The sequence below is a fragment of the Vulcanisaeta distributa JCM 11217 genome (assembly GCF_001316005.1).
Classification (GTDB): domain Archaea; phylum Thermoproteota; class Thermoprotei; order Thermoproteales; family Thermocladiaceae; genus Vulcanisaeta; species Vulcanisaeta distributa_B.
The window spans coordinates 1-21,258 of record NZ_BBBJ01000002.1 but is presented as its reverse complement, the minus strand read 5'-3'; the positions used below and the strand labels follow the sequence as shown (position 1 = coordinate 21,258).

General features: G+C 45.4%; 28 protein-coding genes and 5 pseudogenes. 17 read left to right on the top strand and 16 right to left on the bottom strand.

Annotation, left to right across the window (positions count from 1 at the left end; translation table 11 throughout):
* Positions 1-43: 43 nt before the first annotated feature.
* The 3 genes and pseudogenes from JCM11217_RS12840 to JCM11217_RS12830 all read left to right on the top strand — a co-directional run bounded on the left by JCM11217_RS12840 (position 44) and on the right by JCM11217_RS12830 (position 1,543).
* Entirely contained in the window at positions 44-598 is a 555-nt protein-coding gene (locus tag JCM11217_RS12840) for an aromatic amino acid lyase (RefSeq protein WP_243678053.1), read from the top strand.
* The gene (locus JCM11217_RS12835) at positions 553-951 is read left to right on the top strand and encodes an aromatic amino acid lyase (protein ID WP_243678052.1); all 399 of its coding nucleotides are present in this window, start codon (positions 553-555) and stop codon (positions 949-951) included. Before JCM11217_RS12840 ends, JCM11217_RS12835 begins: the two co-directional genes overlap by 46 nt.
* Positions 903-1,543: pseudogene (locus JCM11217_RS12830) on the top strand (aromatic amino acid ammonia-lyase). The gene JCM11217_RS12835 and the pseudogene JCM11217_RS12830 overlap by 49 nt, the downstream one beginning before the upstream one ends.
* Here JCM11217_RS12830 and rpiA read toward each other — a convergent pair.
* From rpiA to JCM11217_RS12820, 3 genes are read right to left on the bottom strand one after another with little or no spacing between them, the layout of a single operon-like run.
* Positions 1,530-2,237, bottom strand: coding sequence for a ribose-5-phosphate isomerase RpiA (rpiA, locus tag JCM11217_RS02065; protein ID WP_054841917.1), 708 nt, complete (start codon positions 2,235-2,237; stop codon positions 1,530-1,532). The pseudogene JCM11217_RS12830 and the gene rpiA overlap by 14 nt on opposite strands.
* 24 nt (positions 2,238-2,261) lie before the next feature.
* Entirely contained in the window at positions 2,262-2,750 is a 489-nt protein-coding gene (locus JCM11217_RS12825) for a dihydropteroate synthase (RefSeq protein WP_243678051.1), read from the bottom strand.
* Entirely contained in the window at positions 2,716-3,246 is a 531-nt protein-coding gene (locus tag JCM11217_RS12820; RefSeq protein ID WP_243678050.1) for a dihydropteroate synthase, read from the bottom strand. The genes JCM11217_RS12825 and JCM11217_RS12820 overlap by 35 nt, the downstream gene beginning before the upstream one ends.
* A 51-nt stretch (positions 3,247-3,297) precedes the next feature.
* Here JCM11217_RS12820 and JCM11217_RS12815 point away from each other — a divergent pair, with 51 nt between their 5' ends.
* Positions 3,298-3,474: a hypothetical protein gene (locus JCM11217_RS12815; protein ID WP_243678049.1), complete on the top strand. Its 177-nt coding sequence runs from the start codon at positions 3,298-3,300 to the stop codon at positions 3,472-3,474.
* Positions 3,475-3,724: 250 nt separating this feature from the next.
* Here the strand turns inward: JCM11217_RS12815 and JCM11217_RS02050 are convergent, their stop codons facing one another.
* On the bottom strand, positions 3,725-4,726 hold the full coding sequence (locus JCM11217_RS02050) for a sodium:proton exchanger (RefSeq protein WP_054841916.1): 1,002 nt from the start codon (positions 4,724-4,726) through the stop codon (positions 3,725-3,727).
* 70 nt (positions 4,727-4,796) lie between these two features.
* Between JCM11217_RS02050 and JCM11217_RS02045 the strand changes: the two are divergent.
* Positions 4,797-5,431 (top strand): annotated as a pseudogene (locus JCM11217_RS02045) (superoxide dismutase).
* A 43-nt stretch (positions 5,432-5,474) separates the two neighbouring features.
* Here JCM11217_RS02045 and JCM11217_RS02040 read toward each other — a convergent pair.
* From JCM11217_RS02040 to JCM11217_RS02030, 4 genes and pseudogenes are all read right to left on the bottom strand, one after another.
* Positions 5,475-6,358: pseudogene (locus JCM11217_RS02040) on the bottom strand (arginase family protein).
* On the bottom strand, positions 6,351-6,536 hold the full coding sequence (locus JCM11217_RS12810) for a hypothetical protein (RefSeq protein WP_243678048.1): 186 nt from the start codon (positions 6,534-6,536) through the stop codon (positions 6,351-6,353). The pseudogene JCM11217_RS02040 and the gene JCM11217_RS12810 overlap by 8 nt, the downstream one beginning before the upstream one ends.
* On the bottom strand, positions 6,533-6,841 hold the full coding sequence (locus tag JCM11217_RS02035) for a PIN domain-containing protein (RefSeq protein ID WP_243678047.1): 309 nt from the start codon (positions 6,839-6,841) through the stop codon (positions 6,533-6,535). Before JCM11217_RS02035 ends, JCM11217_RS12810 begins: the two co-directional genes overlap by 4 nt.
* Entirely contained in the window at positions 6,822-7,061 is a 240-nt protein-coding gene (locus tag JCM11217_RS02030; protein WP_054841915.1) for an AbrB/MazE/SpoVT family DNA-binding domain-containing protein, read from the bottom strand. Before JCM11217_RS02030 ends, JCM11217_RS02035 begins: the two co-directional genes overlap by 20 nt.
* 245 nt (positions 7,062-7,306) lie before the next feature.
* On the opposite strand from JCM11217_RS02030, the gene JCM11217_RS12805 reads away from it, so the two are divergent.
* The 6 genes from JCM11217_RS12805 to JCM11217_RS12790 all read left to right on the top strand — a co-directional run bounded on the left by JCM11217_RS12805 (position 7,307) and on the right by JCM11217_RS12790 (position 12,039).
* Entirely contained in the window at positions 7,307-7,900 is a 594-nt protein-coding gene (locus tag JCM11217_RS12805; protein WP_243678046.1) for a hypothetical protein, read from the top strand.
* Complete coding sequence (locus JCM11217_RS12800; RefSeq protein WP_243678045.1) at positions 7,861-8,304, top strand: putative sulfate exporter family transporter; 444 nt, start codon at positions 7,861-7,863, stop codon at positions 8,302-8,304. The genes JCM11217_RS12805 and JCM11217_RS12800 overlap by 40 nt, the downstream gene beginning before the upstream one ends.
* Before the next feature lie 395 nt (positions 8,305-8,699).
* Positions 8,700-9,809, top strand: a complete 1,110-nt coding sequence (locus JCM11217_RS02020) for an APC family permease (protein ID WP_243678044.1) — start codon at positions 8,700-8,702, stop codon at positions 9,807-9,809.
* The gene (locus tag JCM11217_RS02015) at positions 9,791-10,105 is read left to right on the top strand and encodes a hypothetical protein (RefSeq protein ID WP_054841913.1); all 315 of its coding nucleotides are present in this window, start codon (positions 9,791-9,793) and stop codon (positions 10,103-10,105) included. Before JCM11217_RS02020 ends, JCM11217_RS02015 begins: the two co-directional genes overlap by 19 nt.
* 150 nt (positions 10,106-10,255) lie before the next feature.
* Entirely contained in the window at positions 10,256-11,275 is a 1,020-nt protein-coding gene (locus JCM11217_RS12795; RefSeq protein WP_243678043.1) for a hypothetical protein, read from the top strand.
* Positions 11,272-12,039, top strand: coding sequence for a hypothetical protein (locus tag JCM11217_RS12790; protein ID WP_243678042.1), 768 nt, complete (start codon positions 11,272-11,274; stop codon positions 12,037-12,039). Before JCM11217_RS12795 ends, JCM11217_RS12790 begins: the two co-directional genes overlap by 4 nt.
* 116 nt (positions 12,040-12,155) lie before the next feature.
* Here the strand turns inward: JCM11217_RS12790 and JCM11217_RS02005 are convergent, their stop codons facing one another.
* The gene (locus JCM11217_RS02005) at positions 12,156-13,247 is read right to left on the bottom strand and encodes an ATP-binding protein (protein WP_243678041.1); all 1,092 of its coding nucleotides are present in this window, start codon (positions 13,245-13,247) and stop codon (positions 12,156-12,158) included.
* A 96-nt stretch (positions 13,248-13,343) separates the two neighbouring features.
* Between JCM11217_RS02005 and JCM11217_RS12785 the strand changes: the two genes are divergently transcribed.
* Positions 13,344-13,508 (top strand): hypothetical protein, encoded by a 165-nt coding sequence (locus JCM11217_RS12785; RefSeq protein ID WP_243678234.1) that lies wholly within the window; start codon positions 13,344-13,346, stop codon positions 13,506-13,508.
* Positions 13,509-13,618: 110 nt separating this feature from the next.
* Entirely contained in the window at positions 13,619-13,852 is a 234-nt protein-coding gene (locus JCM11217_RS02000) for a hypothetical protein (protein ID WP_243678040.1), read from the top strand.
* A 31-nt stretch (positions 13,853-13,883) separates the two neighbouring features.
* Here JCM11217_RS02000 and JCM11217_RS12780 read toward each other — a convergent pair whose 3' ends face one another.
* From JCM11217_RS12780 to JCM11217_RS12770, 3 genes are all read right to left on the bottom strand, one after another.
* Complete coding sequence (locus JCM11217_RS12780) at positions 13,884-14,048, bottom strand: hypothetical protein (RefSeq protein ID WP_243678039.1); 165 nt, start codon at positions 14,046-14,048, stop codon at positions 13,884-13,886.
* Positions 14,049-14,134: 86 nt separating this feature from the next.
* Positions 14,135-14,509 carry a VIT1/CCC1 transporter family protein gene (locus JCM11217_RS12775; protein ID WP_243678038.1) on the bottom strand — a complete coding sequence of 125 codons (375 nt, stop codon included), beginning with the start codon at positions 14,507-14,509 and terminating at the stop codon, positions 14,135-14,137.
* Entirely contained in the window at positions 14,473-15,018 is a 546-nt protein-coding gene (locus tag JCM11217_RS12770) for a VIT1/CCC1 family protein (RefSeq protein WP_243678037.1), read from the bottom strand. Before JCM11217_RS12770 ends, JCM11217_RS12775 begins: the two co-directional genes overlap by 37 nt.
* A 77-nt stretch (positions 15,019-15,095) precedes the next feature.
* Here JCM11217_RS12770 and JCM11217_RS01990 point away from each other — a divergent pair, with 77 nt between their 5' ends.
* A complete protein-coding gene (locus JCM11217_RS01990; RefSeq protein ID WP_054841910.1) occupies positions 15,096-16,331 on the top strand; it encodes an acyl-CoA dehydrogenase family protein in 1,236 nt (411 codons plus the stop codon).
* Between the two features lie 106 nt (positions 16,332-16,437).
* Here JCM11217_RS01990 and JCM11217_RS01985 read toward each other — a convergent pair whose 3' ends face one another.
* Positions 16,438-17,136: a carbon-nitrogen hydrolase family protein gene (locus JCM11217_RS01985; protein ID WP_243678036.1), complete on the bottom strand. Its 699-nt coding sequence runs from the start codon at positions 17,134-17,136 to the stop codon at positions 16,438-16,440.
* 1 nt (position 17,137) lies between these two features.
* Positions 17,138-18,663, bottom strand: a pseudogene (locus tag JCM11217_RS01980) (tRNA uridine(34) 5-carboxymethylaminomethyl modification radical SAM/GNAT enzyme Elp3).
* A gap of 122 nt (positions 18,664-18,785) precedes the next feature.
* Between JCM11217_RS01980 and JCM11217_RS12765 the strand changes: the two are divergent.
* From JCM11217_RS12765 to JCM11217_RS12755, 3 genes and pseudogenes are all read left to right on the top strand, one after another.
* A complete protein-coding gene (locus JCM11217_RS12765; protein ID WP_243678035.1) occupies positions 18,786-19,046 on the top strand; it encodes a hypothetical protein in 261 nt (86 codons plus the stop codon).
* Positions 18,983-19,413, top strand: a pseudogene (locus JCM11217_RS12760) (ATP-dependent DNA helicase); the annotation flags it as partial. The gene JCM11217_RS12765 and the pseudogene JCM11217_RS12760, both read left to right, overlap by 64 nt.
* A gap of 204 nt (positions 19,414-19,617) precedes the next feature.
* On the top strand, positions 19,618-20,664 hold the full coding sequence (locus JCM11217_RS12755) for a helicase C-terminal domain-containing protein (protein WP_243678220.1): 1,047 nt from the start codon (positions 19,618-19,620) through the stop codon (positions 20,662-20,664).
* Here JCM11217_RS12755 and JCM11217_RS12750 read toward each other — a convergent pair.
* Together JCM11217_RS12750 and JCM11217_RS12745 are read right to left on the bottom strand one after the other, a co-directional pair.
* Positions 20,651-20,974, bottom strand: a complete 324-nt coding sequence (locus JCM11217_RS12750; protein WP_243678034.1) for a hypothetical protein — start codon at positions 20,972-20,974, stop codon at positions 20,651-20,653. The two genes, JCM11217_RS12755 and JCM11217_RS12750, sit on opposite strands and share 14 nt — an antisense overlap.
* Positions 20,975-20,979: 5 nt before the next feature.
* On the bottom strand, positions 20,980-21,120 hold the full coding sequence (locus JCM11217_RS12745; protein WP_243678033.1) for a hypothetical protein: 141 nt from the start codon (positions 21,118-21,120) through the stop codon (positions 20,980-20,982).
* Positions 21,121-21,258: the final 138 nt, after the last annotated feature.

Here is a 21,258-nt window from a genome sequence, read left to right as displayed (position 1 = left end):
TTGAGGAAAATAATTAATAGATCCATTACATGCCTAGGATCGTATGGTTACGAGGATTGGCGTGGGCACGTATTTAACCCTGGAGGATGTTATTAGAGTTTCTAGGAATTATGAGGAGGTTAAGTTGAGTAATGATGCTTTAAACGCGATGGAGCGGTCCCGTAAAGTCCTTGAGGAGCTCATTCATGGTAATGTGAGGATATATGGCGTTAACACGGGGCTTGGTGACCTATACAGTGTGACTGTAAATCCCGAGGATGTTGCGAAGTACTCGCTGGAGATGCTCATTGATCACTCAACGGGTGTTGGTGATTACGCACCGGATGATTGGGTTCGGGCGACGATGCTCATTAGAGCACATCAACTATCACTGGGGGGGTATAGTGGCATTAGGAGTATTGTGGTTGAGAGACTGGTGGATTTTCTGAACATGAGGATAACACCATTAATCCCGAAGTACGGCTCAGTCGGTGCTTCAGGAGACCTAGCACCACTGGCTCACATGGCATTGACCCTATTAGGTAAGGGATTTGTCAAGTACCAGGCAGGGTGTTGCCGAGCACTGAAGCCCTTAAACTGGCTGGGCTTGATGAGTTAAAGCTCAGTTATAAAGAGGCGCTATCACTAATTAATGGGACAAGTTATAGCACTGCCGTAGCCTCATTAGGTATTTGGGATTCCTACCGATTATTACGAGCTGCTGTGGCGGTCATGGCATTGATGATAGAGGCATCGCGGGCAAGCACAGCGCCATTAAGCACTGAGGCAAACTCCACTAAGTTACATAGGGGGGGTGAACTTGAGGTTGCAAGAGCCATTAGTGAGTTAGTAATCGATAGTAAGAACGTGAATACCAGCGGTAGGACCCAGGACCATACTCGATTAGGTGTATACCCCAGGTATTGGGCTCGATATTTGACACGCTTAGTTGGGCATTACGTAACGTATTGAACGAGGCCAATTCTGTAAGTGATAATCCAATAATAATTAATAATAATGTTTACTCAACCTGTCACTTCCACGGTCAATACATAGCCTTATCAACGGATTCGCTTAATATGTCCCTTGCTGTTCTCGGCAATTTAATCGAGAGACAGATCGCTCAATTACTTAGGAAGGAAATTAACAACGTCGGTAATTACTTAGCCAGTGGTCCTTGCGTGTCGGTTTAATGCTAACCCAATATACGGCGGCTGCATTATCGGCAAGGCTTAGGGAGTTATCGATGCCGTCCACCGTACAGAACATACCAACCAGTGGTTTTCAGGAGGATGTTAACTCAATGAGTGCGAACTCCGCGATAAAGCTTCACGAGGTGAACTCATTAATTGCGCAGTTAATAGCTATACTCGCCTACGATGCCTACGTGGTGGCTAGCGCTAATAATGCATGTGGAAGTTGCGGTAAAGCCGCCACCCACGTATATGGCATTATTAGTAGGTACGTGGCAGGCACTCAATCACATAGTGAGGCGATAACGAAGCTAGTGAGTGCGATTGATGAGCTTTCAAGTCTCGTTAACCTAGGGATTAATCCATCGTAACCGTAGACCCATCAACCCTACCAATTATCACCCTGGAAACCCTCTTACCACTAAATACGCCAACCTCAACAACACCTGGCAACTCCTTGATTACCCTCTCTAAATCCTCAACATTAACTCCAGCCCTGGGCATGTAATCGATTATGTAATTACCATTATCAGTCACCACAGGCCCCCCCCTCTTACCACCACCAAACCTAAGCTCAGCCGTACCACCGAGCTCTTCTAATCTTGCCTTAACTATGGTCCAGGCAAAGGGTATTACCTCAATAGGTATTGGGTGCTTACTCGGTATTGAATCAAACACCTTAGACTCATCAACTATTACCACGAACTCCCTAGCCCAATAATCAATTACCTTCTCCCTAGTCAGGGCGGCACCACCACCCTTAATCAGGTTCTTCCTCCTATCAACTTCATCTGCGCCATCAATAGCAACGTCAATCCTATCGACCTGCCAGGGATAACGCAATAAATTAGCCAACCCCCCCAACCTCACTATTTCAATCTCGGTCTCCGTAGACGTTGGTACCAAAAGCACGTTATTTACGACCCCATTAATTATTAACCTATGAAGTTCCCTAAGGAAGGTCATTGCTGTGGACCCGGTACCAACACCAACAACATAACCATCCCTAACATACTTAAGAGACTCCCTAGCCGCAGCCTCTCTCGCAACATCAGCACTACCCACGATAATTATGACTAATCAATAAATTTAACGATTACCTGCACCCACAAGCTTGATCAACTCATCATTACACATAGAAGATTCCTTGTTTAAACATAGCCTAAGCGCCTCAGCAACCCTAATGGCATCCCTACTTTCGTTAACATTATGCGTCCTAACGGCGTCAGCGCCCATAAGCACGGCAATGGCCTCGGCAGATACTGATGCGAATAACCTCTCCTCAGGTGGCGCCCTCCTACGCATCAACCTCTCAAGAAACGACTTCCTCGAAATACCAACGAGAACAGGCCTATTCAACTCATTCCTTATCCTATTAATATTCATTATAATTATTGAGTCCCAGGAATACCATGGGTAAGTGCTATCACCGCGTATGTAATCGCCCCTTAATGGCTCACCACCAGTGAATATTGGATCCATACTAAGTGGAGGCCACGCGCCAACACCAGGATCAATAACAATACCATCCTCATTAATGCCATTACTTAATGCAATCCCCCCCAGGCTCTCCCTCAAGGCATCTATGGTCCTGCTGATGGGGGTTACCACCCAGGCCTGGCACTCTCTCCCTAGCCATGATGATTACGGACGCCCCATGATTAGATATCACGCGAGCAATGTCGCTATCGCCCTTTAACCCAGTGACGTCATTAACAACGTCAGCACCTGCGTTCAACGCCTCCTCGGCGACCCTAGACCTAAATGTATCGATGGATATTGTTAATTCAGGAAACTCTCTCCTCAAGGCCTTAATCACTGGTACTACCCTATTCACCTCCTCATCAGTGCTGATCACTGTCTTATTATACGGCGCCGTGGACATCCCACCAACATCAATTATGTCAACACCGCTGGAGACCATGGCTTCGGCAGCCTTAAGTGCATCATCAACTGTCCTCCTCACTGAACCCTTAAAGAAGGACTCAGGACTAACATTAATAACCCCCCCAACCAACCTAACAGGCTCGCCATCCCCCCCAACCCAAACACGGCCAAGCCTAGCCCTCGGCATACTTAACTCCCTTAGTGAGCAAGGCTTATTATTGCCTATATTTATGAATTAATGATGGAACTATCACTAGGTGAACAAATACTCATCCTAATTAGGGAGAAAGGCCCATTAACCGCTGAGGAAATGGCTTACTATTTAAGGAGGGATGTTGGGGAAATCACCGAGGAGCTTCAGTACCTTGAGCATGATAAACTAGTTACGAGGGTTAAGAGGGGGCTTTATATTTAAGAAAGAGGCCTTTGACTTAACGCCAACAGGCCTTGAAGAGGCTCAAAAGGCATATGAGAAGCTGAAAAGTCTATCAGAAAGAATAATCAGCCAGATAAATAATATGAGTGATGAGGAGCTTGAGGAATTACTTAACCAGTATCTTTCGTTAATACCACTAATGATACTCCTAAACCTAATACCGCTCGAACTATTGATGCTGATGGGCCTTGATGCGCTGCTTATGGGGGCCGATAATAATCCACGGCCATTAGATACCACGCATGAAAATGAGCACGTAAATCATATAACCAAGAAGCCCTATCACCGCCACATCCCATGTAAGTCTTCCCTTAACTACGTGGTAAAGCATTACGGAGGATACGGCCTCAACCACGATAACACTAATTAAAGCCTCAATATCCAAAGACCACCTAGTGACGATTAAGGCTATGGCTGGGTACACGGTTGAGTAAAGAACCTTCTCGCCAATTAACGCGGCAATAGCCATAGTATCACGCCCCCTCAAGGTCCATATCGCCGCGGTTATTGACTCAGGCAGTACCGTAGCCGTAGGCACGATTATTATCGATAAGCCCATCACATTAAGCATGAGACTACGTGATAAGTCAATTATTCCCTCAACCATAGCCCTAGAGCCCATAAATAACAGTGCTACCGAAACAACAAGTTGAGCCATGAGTAAAAGCCATTCATTAAGCCTTGATGACTTGATGACTTTAAGCACGTAAAGCCCCTCATAATCCTCAATAATTAAGCCCTGCCTAACCCTCATCGCATAGATATACAATAAGTAAATCGTAAGCAGAAGAAACGCTATTACTAACCTAACCAGGGGGGGTGAATTTATAAAGGCTGGTAGGAGAACGGTGGGGAAAAACGTGGTGACTACGATAAACGGTATCATCAATACCCTATCAACCTCGAGAACCATGTCACTCCTATAATGCAGGTAAAACCCGATGATGGCGATAACGAAGATTATTGGGTATATTATAGTAGATACCACAAAGGGTTCCCCAATCACCGTGCCCACTGCAACGTCCTCGCCAGACACACCACCGTAAATCAGGAGAGCAACCAAGAATACCACAAGCTCGGGGGGGAGTGATGTGAGGATTGGCGATAACACGGCACCAACGAAGGAGGCCCCAACCCTATACCTATGACTTACATATTCCATTGCATTAGTAAAGAGCCAACCACCAATAAGTACTGAGAAGAATCCAGCAATTATGTATAGAATAATCATTAGCACTTTACCAACCCAGCTAAAATAATGAAAAGACAATATTTAATAAGTCCAACCCGCGCAAGGCTTGATGAGTCTCCCAGCAACACTCTTCAAAAGATATGAACTACCACCACTACCATATTCAATAAATGCCCTTGAACCCCCCCACATAAGTGGTCAGGTAATTGACGTGCACTATAACGGGCATCACAAGGCTACGTAAACGGTGCCAACGCAACCATCGAGAGGCTCGAGAAAATCATTAAGGGGGGGGAGGTAACAAGCTACGACATACAGGGGCTACTGAGGAACCTATTCTTTAATGTTAACGGTCACAAACTCCACACACTTTATTGGTACTCAATGGCACCACCAGGAAAGGGTGGAGGAACACCAGGTGGCTATCTCGGCGACCTAATAAATAAGCAATTTGGGAGTTTCGATAAGTTTAAGGCGCTGTTCACGGAGGTCATGAGGTCATTACCAGGCTGTGGATGGACCGTGCTATACTACGATCCAGAGACCGGAAACCTGGAATTCACAACCTTCGAAAACCACTACAACCAACACATCGCAGAGCTACCAGTTTTATTGATAGTTGACGAATTCGAACATGCATATTACCTACAATATAAGAATAATAGGAATGGCTACATAGACGCCATTTGGAACGTATTAAATTGGGAGGAGGCAGAGAATAGGCTTAGGAAGTACATAAAGTAATTCAATAACTTTAAAATTAAATTATTTTTCAATTTCTTCAAAATCACGCCTTACCAATCCATACGGCATTCATTATTAACGTAGAGGCGAGCATGCTCGTCACGTCATTAACATCAAAGGGTGGTGTGACCTCAACAACATCAAAAACCCTAGGCCTTAACCTAGTGCTTAATTCACGAATGAGCCTAATTACCTCCCTTGATGTGAAGCCGCCTGGTGATGGACTATTGACGCCAGGTGCGAAGGCTGGGTCGACAACATCGAGGTTAATGCTTATGTGAGTAGTCCTGCCACCAATGTTGTTCGTGACCTCGCTAATCACGCATCAACGCCCATGGAATCGACCTGGTCAATGGTATATATATTGACGCCCAATTTCCTAGCCTCACTAAATAAGTAAGGAGCATTTGAGTGCGTCCTGACACCGATTATGGCTATGTAGGCATTAGGATCGACATCCCTAATCCACCTAATTACTTGCCCACTAGTTAAACCCTCAGTAACAACCCTAACATCAGGGTGAGCATCAAGCAGTATATACGCTAACCCACCATTAACCGCCCTCCTCAAACCCCCCCTAAACGTGGCGTAGGATGAAGTACTATCACCACCAATCACGATCAACTCCTTAACAAGCCCTAACGCCTCATTGACAGTCTCCTCAACCCTACGCCAAGTCTCATTATGATCACCAACAACCACATCAACATCACCAAGATCAACAATCGAAACATCCTTGAAGATGTAGGGCGAGGAGTAAAGCCAGGACCTAATCCTGGCAGGGGCAAGCCTAGAGCCAGGCCTCGTACCCACTGCCCCCCCATCCCAGGGAACACCGAGAATGCCAACATCGCCATTTACCCAGCCCCCCCTCCTCACGACCTCGCCAACCCTAACATCGCCAGGATCCTTAATGAACTTATACATGGACTCCCCTAACAAACCGCATACAAAAATCAAGCAATGCCAATAGCATTAAAAGCACTACATCACGAACTAAACCCCCCCCAAGAACCTCAACACCCACCCTCTTAGCCCTCCTCCTTAATTCCTCATCAAACGTGAATAAAGGCTTACCAAGTACATACGCAGTTCCAAGTATCACCAGGTCATTAAAACTACCAAGCCCCCCCAGCCAGCATCCCGCATTATACGCAATACCCATTTAATAACGTCATTATCACATACTAAAACCACCTTCCTATAATTAATTAGGTTACTTAAGATATCAATAGCACGATCCCTCGGCACATTGACAGACCTAAAAAACCAAGCTAACTCATAAATAACAATGTGAGGTAGGAACCACTTATTCAGATTGTTTAAAACCTCGACAGCCCTAGCATGCTCCCTCGAATCCTCAACTATGTAAAATATCAACGCATTAGTATCAATCACTGCCTCCGACATTCTTCATCAAACCCTCCTCAATGAGCCTATTAATATCATCAATCGTTAAATCCCTACCCAACCTAATCATTGGTATCTCCTGAACAACCTTCCTAAGAATAATACGATCACCATCAACCTCAACACTCAGTAGATCACCAACCTTAATACCAAGCCTCTCCCTAATGCCCGCGGGTATCGTAACCTGAAAATTCCTAGTAACCTTAACTAGGGTCTTCACAATAAACTAAATAATTACTTCTATAAAAGTATTTCTACCAAGTTAAAATAAATAATGCCTAAAGCATATTCCTAAATATTCTTAACTTCCTTATAATTAATTCATATTTATTATTATAATTCTAAGAATTTTTATCAATAATTTAGTTAATCTAGATATAATTTTTAAATATTATTCCACGTATAAATATTATAGGAAGTGCAATAAGTCTTATTTTTGACATTTACGATTAAGTCTCGATAAGTATGGCGACCCAGGTAACGGCAAAGATTGACTGGTCATCACTATGGAAGAAGGAGGATTGGTGGGCGCTGTGGATTGGTCTCCTTATATTCTTTCTATCACTACCTGGTTATTATGGTATTTACCTCCTTGGTTGGGCGCCTAGGGTCTCAGCACCGTGGCTGGACCCATCAAAAAGTATTATAATTGTTGGGCAGGTATTAACAATGACCAAGGCATATCTGGGCCTAAGCCCATTACTTAGTGTTCTCCTCTTCTACCTATTCCTATTAGCAATTTTAACATTCGCGGCATGGTTAATGGGCCATAACGTCAAGAGGTTTATGGCCGGCTTCACAATAATGTTCATACTAACCTTTGGCTTCTGGTGGCTCTTTGGATACGCTTACTTCAACGCTACGCCTGATCAATACGCGAAGCTTTACATTACCTGGTCAATACCCGTGGGAGCAGACGGCATATTAATCTACCTACTACTCGTGGGCCTATTCATATTCAATGTAATATTTTACAAGAAGCTACCGGCAGTCCTGGAAACAGGGGGGGCCAGGACTGAGTGGTACATAAAGACTGCAATAGTCCTCCTCGGAGCCTAGTTGGTGCCTCATCCCTTAGATACATATCATTGGCCGTTGGTCTCGTTGAGAGGTCATTAATAGCGATAATTGCCGCCTACTTAATTTACTGGCCAATCTCATACTTAATATCACATAAGGTATTTAAGCTCGACATTAAATGGACAGCAACACTCGCGTCAGGTGTTAGTATATGCGGTGTATCTGCGGCCATAGCCACAGCCGCCGCGATAGGAGCCCCCATCTATAGTGCCAGCCACTATTGCCTCAATAATAGTACTATTCGCAGTGGTGGAACTGGTGATACTGCCATTCGTGGCTGCTACGTTCCTAAAGTAGGCACCATATGCGGCCGGTGCTGGATGGGCCTATCCGTTAAGACTGATGGCGCGGCTGCGGCAAGTGGCGCCTTGACCGACGCTTAATTAGTGCCCAGTCGGTATAATTATGTTTCGTCACTCTCTAGTAAGTACGATATTAACATATTCATCGTACTACTTACGCCTCACTCACTATCCAATAGGAGACCTATCACTAATGAATATACGGCATATAGATAACGTGATTAGAATCGTTAAAGAAAATAAGTATTATAAGCATAAAAATTATGAAAATGAATAGTTTTTGAAGACATATTATTAATTTAATTTATACCTATTATACTTGGATTAATTTAAAAAATTAATTTTATTTTACTAATTCTTAATCTATAATTTATTTTAAAATTTTATCTAAATCTTAAATATATAGTTTATAATAATTAAAGTCAATGAATTTTTTAAGGTAAAACTTTAAATTTCTATTAAAAATAAGTTATTTCATGGTAACAAGTCAAAATAATTCCGAAATCCCACAGCTAAAGCCTGTATTAAGTATGTGGGAAGCCTTAGCGGGCGCTCTTGGTGCCAATGGACCAGCTGCTGTAACCGCGTTGTATTTTACTAGCCTTGCCGGACTTGTCGGCGGGTCTATGATGCTTGATATCTTATTGGCCTGGTTAATTTATGTTGCTATGACCGTAGTTATTTATGACTGGTCCAAGGACGTTGCTGCTGCTCATTCTTGGACAGTAATACAAAGAAAAGGATTCAATAGTACATTAGCTGCGTACTTTGCTGGCTGGACGTATTGGGCTTATTATTTAACGGGCTCCGTGGGATTCGCAGTACTTGGACTATCATCATTTATCTACCTTCTCATACCTAAGGCACCTTCATGGCTTTGGATACCAATAGCATTAATCATTATAATAGAGACGTCGGCATTGGCTTACTTAGGGGTAAAACCATCGAATAGATACATACTCTATACAGGCCTTTACATGGAAGTTCCCTTCTTAATAATAACAGCGTTAATATTAATAGCAATGGCAGGTCCTAAGAATAGTATACTGCCGTTCACCGCAGAGCCCGTTAATAATAATTGGACCTTAATTTTAACAACTATGATATTTGGCATAACCACCTTCGGAGGTATGAATCAAGTAATTCCTTTGGCTGAAGAAACTAAAGATCCTAAACGTAACGTACCTAGAGCCTTAGCAGCCATAGCTATAATACTTGGTGTGACCATAATATTAAATGGCTATGCGCAAGAGATTATATATGGTGTAAGTAATATGTCGCAGTATTCACAACTGCCTGATCCCGGCGTTATAATTTATGAAAAGTACTTAGGAATTGTTGGTGCGGCCTTATTAATAGCCTTTGTTATAAATAGTTTTAACTCATCCGCATTAGCCTTCTTCAATAATGAGGTTAGGATGGCATTTGGTTTGGCGAGAGATGGTGTCATATTCCCAAGGCGTTTCGTTAGGATTAATAAATATGGAGTACCTGGAGATGCTATAATATTCCTAGCAATACTAAATGCCATAGTTGCCATAGCTGCAGGATTAGCTCTAGGCCCATTATGGGTGGTGTATGGTTAATAACCTTTAATGCCGTATTCATGGCATTAAATCATTTATTAGCGGCAGTAGGCATAGCGAGATATAGGCATAAATATGGTGGTTTTGGCATAGTTAAGCATATAATAGTACCAGCTATAGTAGTTGGTGCCTTAATAACATTCATAGTATTCTCAATATACCCAGCACCACCTCCACCGATAACCTACGCACCCTATGCGGCATTTATATGGATAGCCTTGGGCATAGTAGCATATTATATTGAGAAGAGAAGGAGACCGGAGACCATAGCCAAGTTAGGCTTGTTCTCAGTATAAATATTAAAACGTATATATTAAGTAAAAATGATATATTTTATAGTATTAATTTTCAATATATTATTCTTTTCAATAATATTAAATTAATATAAAAGGATATTAAATAGATAAAACTTTAAAGAAACATGGTATAAAATAATTCGAGACATTATGTCCGTCCCTCAAAAATATAGAGGTAGACCCATTGAGGAGTTGATCTCGGCTGGTTATTATGATCCTGAGACCAGGACCGTTCACGCCATCACCGGCACAGAACTTCATGTACATAGCCGTGACTGGCAGCTTGAGGGCCCACTACGGATGCTCTTCCATGTGCTTGATCCCGCGGTTGCTAAGGATCCAAAGAACCTAATTGTCTATGGTGGTACGGGTAAGGCTGCCCGCTCGTGGGATGACTTCGAGGCTATCGTGGATTCCCTACTCACGATGGATAGTGAGGACACGCTGGTGATACAGAGTGGCCAGCCCGTGGCCATTTGGAGACTTGGAAGGCAAGCGCCGAGGGTCTTAATGAGCAATGCCATGCTCGTCCCCAAGTGGGCTGATTGGAAGATATTCTGGGAGCTCGAGGCCAAGGGATTGATAAGCTTCCACCAGATGACTGCCGGCTGCTGGGCTTACATCGGCACCCAGGGTATTCTCCAAGGAACCTACGAAACAATTGGGGGGGCAGCCGCAGATAGGCACTTCGGCGGCTCGCTAGAGGGCAGATTAGTGGTTAGTGCTGGACTCGGTAACATGGGTGGCGCACAGCCGCTGGCCATTAAGATGCTTGGTGGTGTGGCTTTGATAGCGGATGTTGATAAGAGGATGATACAGAGGATGATAGACACCGGCTACCTCGACACGTGGACAGACAACTTAGACAAGGCCATAGACATGGCACTCGATGCCAAGGAGAGGCGGCAGGCAACAAGTATTGGTGTTCTCGCCAATGCCGTGGATCTACTCGAGAAGTTGGTTAAGGAGAACATAGTTCCCGACATACTAACAGACCAGACCCCCCCTGCCCACGACCCATTGTCCTATGTACCCCCCCAGGGATTTACTGTAGAGCAGGCTGAGCAGTTGAGGAAGAGTGATCCCGAGAAGTACATGCTACTGGCTAAGGAGACTATGAAGAAGCACGTGCAATTAATGCTCCAGTTACAGGCTAGGGGGGCGCCGTGACCTTCGAGTACGGCAACAACCTCAGGAAGCAGGCATATGATGCCGGCGTTGAGGACGCATTCAAGATACCGGGACAGATGGAGTACATGAGGCCGTTATTTGAGGAGGGCCGTGGACCATTCAGGTGGACGAGCCTAGTCGGTGACCCAAACGACATATACAAGCTGGATGACGTATTAATAACGCTTTTCGAGAAAAAGAACCCAAGGCTGGTCAGGTGGATTAAGAACGCTCACCAGTACGTGAAGTTCCAGGGACTACCCGCCAGGGTAGTTTACCTAGGCTATGGGGGGGAGAGGGCATTGTTCGGCAAGATCGTTAGCGAAATGGTCAGGAAGGGCGAGCTGAGTGGGCCAATATGGTTCGGCAGAGACCACCTGGATAGTGGATCAGTCGCTTCACCCTATAGGGAGACCGAGGGAATGCTCGACGGCTCAGACGCAATTGGAGACTGGCCAATACTGAACTACGCGCTAAACACTGCTGCTGGCGCAACCTGGACTTGCTTCCACCACGGTGGTGGTGTCGGTATCGGTTACGCCATCCACGCTGGTTTTGGCATGGTTGTTGATGGTACTGAGCTCGCTGAGGAGAAGGCTCTCAGGGTCTTCACTGTAGACCCTGGATCAGGCATTGTTAGGCATGCCCACGCTGGCTATCCGAAGTCCTTAATGGTTGCCAGGGAGAAGGGTGTTAGGATACCAATCATTGATAGGCTTGAGGAGAAGAGTAAGCGTGTGATTGAGGAGGCGTATAGAGGGTAGGATTAGCAGGTTCACGTATGAGAGGGTAAAGAAGGATCTTGAGGAGTATGAGGCGAGGAAGCAAAACTATAGAACGCCATTTAATACCTAGTTACGGCTTTCATGGCGAGTCGTAGTTAAATCTGGCTGAATTTCATCCTTATTATTGGGTCCGCTATCTCGTATTCGCCGTGTGAGACTCTACTTATTATGTTCATTTTCATGAGGTTGTTTAATACTCTCTCGATTTCGCTTGGTGCCACGTATTTATTGAGTTTTAGTGTTATGTATTCCCTGATTTCGCCGAATTGCTTCTTACCTCTGGCTATTGCTTCAAGTGCTAATCCATAGTACGTGGACCTACTTAATAATGACCTTAATTCTTCATTGACGAGTTCCATAGCCCTCCTGTAAATCTCATCAATGTTTGTTATTCCGCGTACCCTGGCATTGCCGTAGTACGTTAACCACCCCACAATGCCATCGAGCTTATCGACTGCGTCGAGTATTTCGCTCATTGTTATCTCGATTCCGTATTGCCTAAAGCCTGTTATTAAGAATTGAATTGATGCGTCTCTGTTGAATGGGGTTATCGTTAGTTCCTCGATGAATCTTCCGTAAAGTGGTGACTTGGGGTTTTCGAGACCTAGGAAATCGTGTAACAGACCAACTTCAGAGCCTGTTAATATCACCTTAATATTGCTTAGGTTATCGTATGTGTAGGCGAGTATCTGCGTGAGGTCAATCTTGCCAAACCCCCCCTTTAACATCCTAAGTGTTTGGGCCTCGTCTATCGCGATCACTATTTGGTCTAGGTTCTTGGATAAGGCGTTTAGTAAGTCTGTTAGGTAGATGCTCCTCCAATCAACCTCAATATTAAGTTCAATGCCGCTACCGAATATGCTTATGCCTCGAATAATCTTCGCAATATTCCTAATGACATTCTCAAGGCGCCACTTAATGGATAACTCAGTTAGGCAATTCGATAATAGTTGATAGAACCTCCTTTTCGTGAAGTCATTCTCGAGAGCCCTAGCGTCAATGTAGCAATACGGTATGTTTGATTCATTTAAGGCAACCCTCAGCACCGATGTCTTACCGACACGCCTAATTCCGTATATCGCAAGGAACCTTGACCTACCCTTTATGAAGTTTAGGATGCTATCCACCTCATTGTCTCTGCTAAAGAGGTCTTCTCTCCTCGTTTTCGGCTCTATGTCGAATAACATGAAATACTCACCTCTGTGCATTATACACAGGGGTGTTTAAATCCCTGACCTAGGAAATGAGTCAGCTTTTAAATATCCTCATTTAGTACTATCTTGGTGCAGCAGATGAGTAGTAAGAAGGAGCTTCCCAAGCTTGAGGTTAAGGGCTTCGTTGGTTATATTAGGTATATTGCTTATTTAGGGACTTATGATGAGTATATTAGGGGGGGCTTGAGGAGGGATGACCACCTGGTTAAGGATCGTAATGAGAAGAGGAAATAATGAAGTCATTACTTGTGCCCTAGCCAATACTGGGTTTGAAGGTTTAGGCCCTGATGTATTAATCCCTATTGATGCTGCCCAGAGGCTTGGGCTTAACTTATCGGGTGGTGATGCTGAGGCTTACGCCATTCGTACGGCTTCAGGGATCGCCTCCAATATATCGTTTTAGGGAGAGTATCAACGTTAAGGTATTGGTTGATGATAGAGATGCGCCCATCATTAGGTTGACGCCCATTGTTTCTGAGTCTGTGGATTACGTACTCCTTAGCGATAAGGCTTTGACAGAGTTAGGCATAGTGATTATTGACGCGACAATGGCATTTGGTGCTTTAGGGATGAGTTAGGGAGGCTTTTTAGGAATCCATGCACACCTAGTTAGGTTATTGCTATATGCAGTATTTGATGCGCTATCGTGCCTATTGTGTATGTGGCTGCGGCTGCACCTAGGGATAGCGCTATGTTCATGGCCATTATATGGGCTATGCGGCCACTCCCTGATATTGCCGTTAATAGACCGCTTATGGCTTGTGCAAGGGCCACGAGCACTATTGATACGTATAATGAGCCTACATTCCCAATTACGTGGCCGAGCAGTGGGAATGGCGCGATGACGAGTAATGCGCCTATTAGGTAAAATATGCCCGTGTATAGGGCTGACCTTCCAGGCTTTCAAGGGCCTCCTCCGACAGTCCCACCTCACTCACCTCAGTTATTTTCTTACTAATGTTTATGTCTGTCGATAGGCTAGGGGGGGCTATCTCGCTGGCTGTCTTCTCATCAATGCCCATCTTATTTAGGGCATCCTTAACCCTCTTCGTCCTATCCTCCATGTTGAGGTTCTCAAGCTCTATGTCTATTTTCGACAGCATGGTTTCCCTAATGTCCCTCTGGGCCTTTGTTGACATGTAGGCGCCCACAGCCATTGAAAGCGTGCCCGCAGTACCAACTATTAAACCGGCTAGTGTTATGAGCATGGGGGGGTTGGCGACGACGGGCGCCAAGCCGCTACCGCCGCCAGTACCTCCACCAGCCCATCACTCATTCCGTACATGGCATCCCTAATATTATCGATGAAAGCCTCGAACCTCGACTCCTCCTCCTTAAATACCTCCTCATGGGAAACCTCATCAAGTAATATCTCCCTGAGCCTATCGGTATACGGCCCAAGCGCCTTTCTCCTAACCATCTCACCGTACCTCTTTATAGCCTCAACCTCAGCACTCTCCCTCAACTTCACGAGAAAGCCAAGACCAAATAATCTCCTAATTAATACCGAGAACGTCACCGAGAACCTCGACGGCTTAATCCCACCAACATCAATACCCGCCTGCTTCGCAATGAATTTCCAAAACTCCGCATGACTAACCTCGTACTGAGACAGCTTTAGCAACTCCTCCCTTAATTTATCATTGCTCTCTACCCTGGCTAATGCTGCGTAGATCTCGGCATCCGTTAATTCATCCCTATAGTTCTCGAGGATTTCATCTTTACCGAGTTTAAGCTCCATCATAATTTACGTAAGTGTCCAGACCTATTAAATCTATATTCTGAGATAACTTATAAAGTAAGGTCATTGTTGATTTTCATATGGTATTCCCACTCGATAGTCTCCAGGACTATCAATTAATATTTAAGCCAGAACATGAAATGCTGAGGAAGAGCATCAGGGAGTTTCTTGAGAGGGAGGTTGCACCGCATGCGCTTGAGTTTGATGATAAGGATGAGGTGCCTAGAGATGTATTGAGGAAGCTTGGTGAGCAGGGTTTATGGGGCATCGGCATTGATGAGAGCCTTGGCGGGCAGGGTGGCGATACGATATCGGCCGTTATATTAATGGAGGAGTTGAGTAGGGTGGCGCCGCCTCTCGCGGTCATCCGCGGCACCAATGACCTATTCGCAATACCACTACTCTTATTTGGCAGTGATGAGCTAAAGAGGAGGTACATACCACCAATAGCTAGGGGGGGTGAGGCCTTTGGTGCCCACGCAATGACGGAGCCATGCTGCGGTAGTGACGTTGCTGGTATACAGACGAAGGCCGTTAAAAAGGGTGATAAGTGGGTTATTAATGGTAGGAAGATTTTCATTAGTAATGCTGACATTGCTGACTATATAATGGTCTTTGCAAGGACCAGTGAGCCACAGCCTAATAGGCGTTGGTTTGGAATAACAGCCTTCATAGTCGAGAAAGGCACGCCCGGCCTCAAGATTGGTGCCAAGTTTGAGAAGAGGGGTTTGAGGGGCAGTCATGCAATGGAGGTCATACTGGATGATGTCGAGGTTCCTGATGAGAATAGGGTTGGTGAGGTTGGCATGGGCTTTATAATAGCCATGGAGACCTACGACAGGACCAGAGTTGGGGGGGTTGCGGCCCAGGCACTTGGAATGGCGCAGGCGGCCTTTGAGAAGGCATTCCAATACTCACTACAGCGCACGGCCTTTGGCCAATACCTCGCTAGTTTTGAAGCCATTCAATTCAGCCTTGCCGAGATGATGGCGGAGTTAATGACTGCCAGGTATTTAGTGTATTTAGCAGCTTACCTAGCTGATCAGGGTAGGGAGGAGTTTAAGTACGTGGCTAGTCTCGCGAAGTTCTACGCAACAGAGACCGCCGAAAGGATAATCTCCAGGGCAATAGATATTCATGGAGGTGTCGGCGTTATTCATGAGACCGGCATTGAGAGGTTCCTTAGGGATGTTAAGATAACGGAGATTTACGAGGGTGCGAACAACATTCAGAGGCTCGTTGCCTTTAGGCAGTTGATAAGGACGTTGATGAAGAAGGGCGTTGTAAGTCAAGACGTTGCTAGGGCGATAACTTAAGCATTAGTAATGCTCACTAAAATACTGCTTATTAAGGCGTTATTCCTGAGATCATCAACGTAACCCCCCCTCCTGGAACGTGCATACTTTATTTCGTTGTAATTAATCACCGTCGTGAATAAACCCTCAGCACCAAGTCGACCGTTAATACGAACTCACCATTTGGTGATGCCGCAAAGCTTCCGCCAAGTACGTCGCGGCCATCCGGGTACTTATACCCCCCCGTGCCCATGGCTGATGCGAAGTATGCGGAGTTCTCAAAGGCCCTAATTAAGCCTAAACTCCTCCATAGGGACACCCTATCAACGCTTATACTACTGGGGTTAACTATTAGGTCTACTCCGTGCTTAGCTAATAGCCTGGTTAATTCTGGATACATTGCATCAACGCATATGATGCAGCCAACGCGCCAGCCGTTAACCTCAACAATTCCAAGCCTAGTACCGCCACTTATCTCTACCCTCTCGCCGGTTGCTCTTGACGGGTATACCTTCTCTGAGTAATTAATTAGGCCCCCCCTCCCACTAACCATGGGGGGGCATACACTCACGTTTTTTCCGTTAATATTAACGTAGACGGCGCCGCCAATTATCAAGGCATTAATATCCTTAGCAATGGCCTTAAGCATCTCTACATACTCATTAAACTCCTCATTGCTGAGTACCCTCGTACCAACCCAATTTTCCGGTAATACTATTAGGTCTGTGTTAAGACCCCCCCTGACCTGGGATTTCAGCCACGTAATACCGTCATTATAATTACCAAACCTCCTGGTTTGAGCCAACGATAGCCTAATTTTGTCCATATCAACCCGTTATCAGGTTTTCGCTGCTTAAGAACACCTCGTTTATATCGTTCTCACTCAATATTGATCTCCTAAGGTCCTTAAACATGTAGAAGCTACCTGGGTACTTCCTATAACCAAGTCTCCTATAGTATTCTCTAACGCCCACGCCCGATATAACGAACATCCTATAGGCATTGAACTCCTCAAGAGCTATGTGCTCAGCCCTCGCCATCAACGCCCTACCAATACCACGGTGCTGCCACCAGAATAGGTCCGTCGCCCTACTACCAACTGGTAGCTCAGGCCCATAAACATGCAACTCCCTAATTAGGGCTGCCCTACCAATCCTAATCTCAGGCCTATGCGCATTACTACTTGGTATCCTAAGTCTCAGTATTCCATAGAGTGTGTCGTCATCATCGATCGCCTCCAGGAAGACCTCATGACCACCGGATGCTTCATAATCAATTCTATTAATCATTAATTTCCTGGGCATTGGCACTAGGCCCTTCTTTACGTACTTATGGCCAACCTCACGGCACCTAATCTCCACGCATTTAAGGCCTAGCCTCTCCATGTCACTAAGCACGACCTCCCTCATATTGCCTATCTTCGGGCCGTCAACAACCCAGTGAAGTGGTATGTCCCTGCCGAACCTCATAACCCTGACCCACCTGGGTATTGATGCCATGATGTTAGCCAATAACCAATGCCAGGTCTCCTCATCATAGCTCCTATATAGGCCCTTTAACCACTCCTCGTATAATTCCGTGTCCTTAACAACAAAGGTTGGGTAAACCTTAACGCAGTCGGGCATGAAGCTTGGGTCACTGAATATCGTCTTGACCATCTCAAGATCCCTATCTGGCGTTGAGCCAGGGAGTCCAGGCATTATGTGGTAGCAGACCTTGTAGGCAGCATCCTTTAGGTACTGCGTTGCCTCAATAATCTCCTTAACACCGTGACCCCCTCTTAACCCTCCTTAGGACATCATCATATATCGATTGAACGCCAATCTCGACCCTCGTAAATCCAAGCCTAAGCATTAGGTCTATATGCCTTGGCCTCGCAAAGTCAGGCCTCGTCTCAAGTTCAAGGGCTACGACCCTAATCCTGGCCTTCTCATTACGCCTATGCTCATACTCAATGTCCGGGTTATCCACGGATCCTGAATTTATGAAGGGGGGGTAGTCATTAATGGCCTTGAACGCATTGCCGATGAACCACGTTAGGTATGATTCGGGTAGTGACGTTACCGTACCACCCATTATTATTAACTCAACCTTGGATACTGGGTGGTGGAGAGCCTCGTACTGCTTTATCCTGGCCACGACTTGTCTATATGGGTCGTAATTCAATGGAGCAGCCCTAAGAACCACAGGCGAGTCTGGGAGGTAACTCTTTGGGGTGTTTGTTTTCTTCCCGCCAGCAGTATGTGCAGTTGAATGGGCATGCCACGGGCTCGACCATTATGGCGATTGGGACTACCCCTGATATCGTCCTGGTCGGTTTCAACCTATTTAATAATGCATTAACGCTGCTCATTATTCATAGTTATGGCTTTATTGGCCTTTAAAACGCTTTATCAACCTGCCTAGGTGATAATTCATTAGTAACCGCATCATAGGTTTTTAAATCAAGAAGCGCCTTATTATTTTGATTTAGTAGTGTCGGGGATCGAGACACTAATTAGGAGGTACTTCCCGTATGACGTATTTAGGAGGTATCAATGGGAGATAGCCAAGAGCATATACGATGCATTATCGAGTGGTAAGGTGGCGCTTATTGAGGCGCTACGGGCGTCGGCAAGACCGCGAGTGCCCTGGCTGCATCATTGGCTTATGCAGAGGAGAGTGGCGTTAAGGTGCTGTTTCTCGTCAGGACCAAGAATGAGGCTCAGGCGCCAATTAGGGAGTTACGTAAGTTAAGAGACAAGGGTGTTGATGTTGATTTCGTGGTAATTAGGAATAGGCCAGACATGTGCTGCCTAACTAGTACGCGTAAGCTCCCGTATGAGGAATTCCTTGAGGAGTGCAAGTTCCTAAGATCAAGTGGTGAGTGCCCATACTACCTTAATATTAGGATGATTAATCTCAACGACTTAATGCTTCACATAATGGATGAGGTAGGCAATGTGAAGGAGTACGTATCAACCCTATGCAAGCTTAATGTCTGTCCATATGAGATTTCTAGGATGTACCTGGACAGGGCTAGGTGGGTATAATGACGTATTACTACATCTTCAGTATTAATAGGCCTGAATCCGTAAGTATCGATATAAGGAATTCCGTGTTAATAATTGATGAGGCACATAACCTACCGGATGCGATAAGTGGGTTGAATAGTATTGACTTGCCCCCCCTAACCTCGGTGATTGCGTCAATTACCGAGGTTAAGAAGTTGGTTGATGATGAGGAGTTGAGGAATAGGGCCATTAAGATATTGAGGGGTCTTCAAACATACATGGTCAAGCTAAGCAAGGTACTTGAGGAGGAGACTATGGTATCCCTAGAGTTGGGGGATGTTCTTCAATTCTTTGAGGACTTCCAGGCAATAACTGATTCCTATTACGAAATAATTAGGAAAAAGAGAAGTGCCGGCGTGCCAATACCATACACGCCACTCTCCCGACTATTAGATTTCCACAGAGCCATACTTAATAAGGTAAGTGGATTCGGTGTATTCCTCGCTAGGGACGAGCAGGGCGTATCCTTAGTCTATAAGTGTATTGACCCATCAGTGGTGAGTAGTCCCGTGATTAATGAGGCAAATGGTGTGGTTCTCATGAGCGGTACATTACCACCGAGGGATTACGTAATGAGCATGCTCGGCATAAGTAGGGGTATTGTGGAGTACAGGATTGGCTTTAGGGATTACGTAAGGCCTGAGAACTACGGCGTACTGATTTATGATGGCGTAACCACAAGATACGTGGAGAGGGATGAGGAGGAGTATGCGAAGATAGCCAATGTGCTAAGCAGGATTTACCAGGCATACGCACTTGATAAGGCCATATTATCAATATTCCCATCATACACAGTACTTAAGTCCGTTAGGAAGTACCTAAATCCAGGAGTTAAGTACATAATGGAGCTCGGTAGTACCTCAATCGATGATTTAATTAAGGATTTAAGGAATGACCGTAAAAGGTTGATAATGGCCGTAGCAGGTGGAAAACTCGTTGAGGGGGTTGAGTATAGGCTCGGGACCGAAAACTTGCTCGGCCTTATAATAATCGTTGGCGTTCCATACCCAGAACCGAATGATTATCTGGATGATGTCATGGAGATACTTGCGGCCAGGCTTAATGATAGGAAGCTGGCTTGGGAGCTGACTTACCAATGGCCCGCCATTGTTAGGATTAAGCAGGCAGTTGGTAGGGCGTTTAGGTCGGAGAGTGATAGGGCCTTGATAATACTCATGGATCGCAGATTCAGGGAAGCCAGGTTAGCGAAAATCTTTGAGGATTATTTTGGTAAGTACGTGATTGTTAATGAGAATGAATTAATTAATGAGGTCTCGAACTTTAACCTCACTCCTCATTAAGCCCCCCCTCCTCAGAACCTTCCTGCTGTTGCTGCTCCTCACTAACGCCTTCCTCCTGCGTAGCCTGCTGTTGAGGTTGCTGAACCTGCTGTGGCTTTACCTGCGGTGGTCTCGGTGGAGGCGCCAGTATTCTTTCGGGGGGGCTTTGCTGTGGTTGAGGCAGGTATTGCGGGGTTGTTGGTGTGGTTGTTACGGTCTGGGCAGTGGATGATTGCTGCCTTACCATCCTTATTAGGTATTCGAACCTCCTATCAAGGCCCATGGCTATTTGGTACATGGCTATGAAGCTTACTATCAATGCGGCGGCCACCGTTATTAGGGACGCATGAAGGCTATTGATGAGTATGGAACGTAGGCATCACTTGTTGTGGGGGGGAATAGGGCTATGGCAGTTATTACGAAAACAATGGCTATTAATGCCAGTGGTACGCCTAGGTAAAGCACAAGCTTACTCAAACTCGGTGTTAACTCCTCAATTCTCGCTGCTGAGTTATAGGCCTAGTAACTGGTACCTGCCTTGGGGGGGGTGGCTGTGGTGGGGGGGGTTGGTATGGGCTGTGAGTATGGTGGCGGTGGAGGAGGCCTATACTGGGG

Excerpts from the sequence above, each read along its gene's own strand:
- JCM11217_RS12840 (WP_243678053.1), top strand. The coding sequence starts at position 44 with ATGGTTACGAGGATTGGCGTGGGCACGTATTTAACCCTGGAGGATGTT.
- JCM11217_RS12820 (WP_243678050.1), bottom strand. The coding sequence starts at position 3,246 with ATGCCGAGGGCTAGGCTTGGCCGTGTTTGGGTTGGGGGGGATGGCGAG.
- JCM11217_RS12815 (WP_243678049.1), top strand. The coding sequence starts at position 3,298 with ATGATGGAACTATCACTAGGTGAACAAATACTCATCCTAATTAGGGAG.
- JCM11217_RS02050 (WP_054841916.1), bottom strand. The coding sequence starts at position 4,726 with ATGATTATTCTATACATAATTGCTGGATTCTTCTCAGTACTTATTGGT.
- JCM11217_RS02035 (WP_243678047.1), bottom strand. The coding sequence starts at position 6,841 with ATGTCGGAGGCAGTGATTGATACTAATGCGTTGATATTTTACATAGTT.
- JCM11217_RS12805 (WP_243678046.1), top strand. The coding sequence starts at position 7,307 with ATGGCGACCCAGGTAACGGCAAAGATTGACTGGTCATCACTATGGAAG.
- JCM11217_RS02020 (WP_243678044.1), top strand. The coding sequence starts at position 8,700 with ATGGTAACAAGTCAAAATAATTCCGAAATCCCACAGCTAAAGCCTGTA.
- JCM11217_RS02015 (WP_054841913.1), top strand. The coding sequence starts at position 9,791 with ATGGGTGGTGTATGGTTAATAACCTTTAATGCCGTATTCATGGCATTA.
- JCM11217_RS12795 (WP_243678043.1), top strand. The coding sequence starts at position 10,256 with ATGTCCGTCCCTCAAAAATATAGAGGTAGACCCATTGAGGAGTTGATC.
- JCM11217_RS02005 (WP_243678041.1), bottom strand. The coding sequence starts at position 13,247 with ATGTTATTCGACATAGAGCCGAAAACGAGGAGAGAAGACCTCTTTAGC.
- JCM11217_RS02000 (WP_243678040.1), top strand. The coding sequence starts at position 13,619 with ATGCTGAGGCTTACGCCATTCGTACGGCTTCAGGGATCGCCTCCAATA.
- JCM11217_RS12770 (WP_243678037.1), bottom strand. The coding sequence starts at position 15,018 with ATGATGGAGCTTAAACTCGGTAAAGATGAAATCCTCGAGAACTATAGG.
- JCM11217_RS01990 (WP_054841910.1), top strand. The coding sequence starts at position 15,096 with ATGGTATTCCCACTCGATAGTCTCCAGGACTATCAATTAATATTTAAG.
- JCM11217_RS01985 (WP_243678036.1), bottom strand. The coding sequence starts at position 17,136 with ATGGACAAAATTAGGCTATCGTTGGCTCAAACCAGGAGGTTTGGTAAT.
- JCM11217_RS12755 (WP_243678220.1), top strand. The coding sequence starts at position 19,618 with ATGGTATCCCTAGAGTTGGGGGATGTTCTTCAATTCTTTGAGGACTTC.